This window comes from Peribacillus sp. P4_C12, assembly GCF_056402095.1.
In genome coordinates, this window is record NZ_JBFUIB010000321.1 from 1 (window position 1) to 4,297 (window position 4,297).

Genomic DNA, 4,297 nt, shown 5'->3' on the forward strand with positions numbered 1-4,297 from the left:
GAATTACTGTCAATGCTGTTTATCCAGGGATTGTCGATACGGAAACGTTTAGAGGCCGTGTCACTAATGAGGAAGCTATACGCCAGGCAGCATCAATGAATGCCCTCGGCCGCTTGATTACACCAGAGGAAATTGCTAATGTCGTTACCTTCCTAGCCTCACCTTTGGCGGCATCGATAACTGGCGATGTCATTTCGGTAACCGGTGGAATTGGAAATACCGTTTATTACTAAATGCCTAGGGTTGCTATTGTTACTGTTTCGTAGATTATCAATAATTTCTATTTAAAAATTAAATAGGTTATTTTAAAAAGCGAGCCTCACTAAATTCCGAGGCTCGCTTCATTTAGAACATTTTCTTTCAATCTATCTCTATTGTATATTTTAAGGAACTCAAGAACTTCTCGATCCTAGATACAGTTATTTCTATGTTCTTTGAGAAAATGGCCATTTGTACAAAAAATCCGTGGACCATCCCGGGTTCACATTCATATTCAACTTGAACACCAAAATCTTTCAGACGTTCAGCATAGGCCATTCCTTCATCCCGAAGCACATCATTTTCCGCTGTAATAACAATTGCTGGCGGGAGACCACTTAAATCTTGAGCTACCAAGGGGGAAGCATATTCATTACACCTGTCCTCATTATTCCTTAAATAATGATCACGGAACCAAATCAACTGTTCGCGATCAAGACCAAATCCTTTTGCAAAGGTTCGATGGGATTCCGTATTGAACTCAAGATTTGTCGCAGGATAGATTAAGACCTGTGCAGTGATGTTTGGACCTTTTTTGTTTCTCGCCATCATCGTAACTACAGTCGCTAGATTTCCACCTACGCTATCCCCTCCAACTACCAATCGAGAATCATCTCCGTTAAATGAAGTTCCTTTTTCAAAAGCCCATTGCAATGCGGAATAGGCGTCTTCTACTGGAGTCGGAAACTTATACTCTGGAGAAAGACGATAGTTTACGGATACAACAATACTTTCCGTTCGATTCGCTATCATTCGGCAGCTAGCATCCGTTGAATCAATGTCTCCTAGAACCCATCCTCCACCATGGTAGTAAATAAATAGAGGGAAAGGACCTTGCCCCTCCGGTATATATACCCTGCATTTGATTGTTTCATCCTGGCTTACTGGAATCATGAAATCCTCAACTTTTGAAAGCGGTTCTAGTTTTACAGCAGGACGCGGTGCTTTAGAAAGCATCTCTCTTACTGACTTATGATCCATCGTATGAATAGATGGCAGCTGATTAAATGCTTGTAAATATTTTTCTGCTTGCGGATCTAAATTTGCCAAAAAACATCATCCTCACTTCAGGTTATTTTTAGATTACCCAGTCTATATCCGAAACCATTATTCCTGTCACGAAACTCTCAGATTAACTTCAAACTAAAAACATAAAATGGTGATTTTATTCATCATTTTCGTTGAATAAAATCACCATACAAGAAATATTGGTGATTATTATTACCACCGATTTTTATCTAATTACAGGTGCTCCTCCTATATAAAACTCGAAACCTGGAGCAATTTTTCGGCCATTTGGCATCATGAGCCACAATCTTAATAAATGACGTTTGCGGTCTTCTTCTTCATAATCTACAAATAGTGTACGTGAATGAAAAACGGTATAATTATTAACGAATTGCATATCACCCGGTTCCATCATCATATCAATATGAAAGTTTTTATCAGCAGTAAGGGAATCTATAAAATTAAATGCTTCGATTTCCTCTTTCGACAAAGAGATACCTGTTTTCGTTTGTGCTGATTCGACATATTGACGCATATATCTGCAGCTTAATTTACCATCGTAATAGCTAAAGATCGGTGATGGAACTACTGGAGATTGACCTGGTGCTTCTTCCCCACGAAGATCATGGGCGAATGGACGATAGAGAATTTCAAGGTACTCTGGGTGATTATCCAGAATTTCATTATAGATAGACATCGCACTAGCGATACTGCTTAAACCGCCAGATTTCGCTTTACGAAGACATAGTAATCCGACAACATCAGCGAGATCTGTGTGATAGTCAAGACGTACATTCGTTTGGTAACCTCTTACTGTTGTATTATCATTAAAGTCTTTACCCATATTTTTGATATGCCCTAAGAGGTCACCCTTTTTTCCTTGAATGATCGGTAGGCCCAAGTGAAGTCCAAGACCCCAGTAAATGATACTAGCTTCATCGTCGGTATATCGATCCATTGGTAATCCACGAATCAATAGTAATCCTCTTCCATTCTCCAGCTCGTCAACAAAATAAGCAATTTCATCAGCGAGATCAGGAATWGGRAARTCCTCCTTGTTAAAATYRGGWGCCTTTAACCSTTTTTGTTKWACATRKAATAMAGCSYTTTCAAGAKCTGCAAKSGTTTTCTCTGACAAATAATAAATCCATGAATCATCTTTWGCTARWTCRATACCTTTCCACGCTGAACGCCCTTGAATTTTTTCCTTTAAAATAACTGACATACATATTCCTCCTTTATATTTGTTATATCACTGTAATTAACGAATATTTTGAATTTATTATTTATGGTACACTTATTAATTATTTAAATGAAATTATCATTTGTAACTTATAATTAAGTTAGATCAATATAATCTTACTAAGAATCTTTCAATCTACGTTTATATCTCTTAAATGCTCACTTGCTCATCTGTTTCAATTATTGTTTGGCTTTCCTTTGCGGGACGTACACCGATCCAAAACAATAATCCGACTATGAGCATCCCTAAAGAAGAGGCTTGAAATGCGTATCCGTATCCGATAGCTTCAGTCGCTGCATTTTGAATAAGATAGCCAAATACGAGTGGAGCAATAATACTTGTAGTACTTGCAAGTGCAATGAACGTCCCTTGTGCCTTTCCAATATTCTGGGGAGAAAAAAACTCTATCAATATTGCGGGTGCGAGTGAAAGAATGACATACGCAAAACCCGGAGCAAGTGTGAAGAACAATATGGATATCGCCGTGGAATTCACGGCATTTGCTAGGTATAAACATAGAGCGGATAACATCATCGTTATACCGGCAAGATTTATTCGTGCTTTACGAATATCTCTGGTTTTACGATAGAGCCGATCTGATAGAATGGCAAATCCTAATTGGAAAAAGGCTGCGAAAAGAAAAGGTAAAGACACTGCTAATTTTAATGTTTGACCATTAAAATGTTGAATTTTGGTGAAATAGGCTGGAAGCCATACCGCTTGTACGGACAATAACCAATAGGCACACCCCCCGCACAAAACGATTAGAATAAAATTTTTAGATAATAGATGCGGAAGAAACTGACTCCAAGAAACTTTAGAGAGGCTGGATGATTGCTGCTCCTTTTGCTGTATCGACGGCCAGCCGATTTCTTGAGGACTATCTTTACCGAAAATCATCCATAAAACCAGTACAATCAGTCCCAGAATACCCATCGCTATAAATGCAGATCTCCATCCATAATGATCAATCAAGGAGATTAATAATGGTGAAGCGATCGCAGATCCCCCTGTCGTTCCTAATAGAACCGCACCAAAGCCGATGCCGTGCCTGTGTTTTGGGAACCATTTTCCCATGATTGCCGTGGATAGAGCGGGGGCAGGACCTTCTCCTGCTCCCAAAATCATTCTGGTTAACAAAAGCATAGACAAACTGCTAACGAAAGGGGTGAAAAATTGAACTATCAACCAAATCAACGACATCCAAGTTAACATTTTTTTCGTGTTTTTTGAATCGGCCATGCCGCCAAGAATAATAGAGGAGAAGGTAAAGAACCAAAAGAAMGAACTTCCTACGACTCCCCATTGCGATGGACTTAAATGTAACTCTTTCATTAAAGGAACGGAAACCAAACCAATAATTATTTTATCCACTTGGTTGATCATCCCGCTAAGAACTAGAAATAATAAGATAATCCAAGAATATTTTGGAGTGCTTGTCATGTAAATCTCCCCACGTTTCCCTATATAAGGAACACCTTTTTCTGTGCTCTGAAAAGGTGTTCCCACTCGTTCTTACGAAACGTTTTATTAAAAATCACTTCAAGGTTTCTACAATACCGCCAGATGTTGTTTTACGTTGCGGTACGCCGCCGCGACCTGGTTTACCCGTATTCTCATCAATAAACATCGCGAATTCAGGGGAAATTTCCCGACCATTTGGCATCGTGAGCCACAATCTTAAAAGATGACGTTTGCGTTCCGGCTCTTCATAGTCTTCGTATTGAGTACGTGAGTGCAGAATCGTATAATTATTGACGAACTGCATATCCCCTGGCTCCAACATCA

At 39.2% G+C, this 4,297-nt stretch carries 5 protein-coding genes; 1 reads left to right on the forward strand and 4 read right to left on the reverse strand.

What is annotated here, in order from left to right:
* The coding region (locus AC1DUW_RS21970; RefSeq protein WP_477643456.1) for an SDR family oxidoreductase at nucleotides 1-233 on the forward strand (233 nt) is incomplete at its 5' end.
* Nucleotides 234-360: 127 nt separating this feature from the next.
* Here the strand turns inward: AC1DUW_RS21970 and AC1DUW_RS21975 are convergent.
* The 4 genes from AC1DUW_RS21975 to AC1DUW_RS21990 form a co-directional block, all read right to left on the reverse strand.
* Nucleotides 361-1,308, reverse strand: coding sequence for an alpha/beta hydrolase (locus AC1DUW_RS21975; RefSeq protein WP_477643457.1), 948 nt, complete (start codon nucleotides 1,306-1,308; stop codon nucleotides 361-363).
* A 184-nt stretch (nucleotides 1,309-1,492) separates the two neighbouring features.
* Nucleotides 1,493-2,491: a TauD/TfdA family dioxygenase gene (locus AC1DUW_RS21980; RefSeq protein ID WP_477643458.1), complete on the reverse strand. Its 999-nt coding sequence runs from the start codon at nucleotides 2,489-2,491 to the stop codon at nucleotides 1,493-1,495.
* Between the two features lie 168 nt (nucleotides 2,492-2,659).
* Nucleotides 2,660-3,952 (reverse strand): MFS transporter, encoded by a 1,293-nt coding sequence (locus tag AC1DUW_RS21985; RefSeq protein WP_053346029.1) that lies wholly within the window; start codon nucleotides 3,950-3,952, stop codon nucleotides 2,660-2,662.
* 94 nt (nucleotides 3,953-4,046) lie between these two features.
* Nucleotides 4,047-4,297 (reverse strand): TauD/TfdA family dioxygenase (locus AC1DUW_RS21990; protein ID WP_477643459.1); only part of this gene is annotated, 251 nt, incomplete at its 5' end.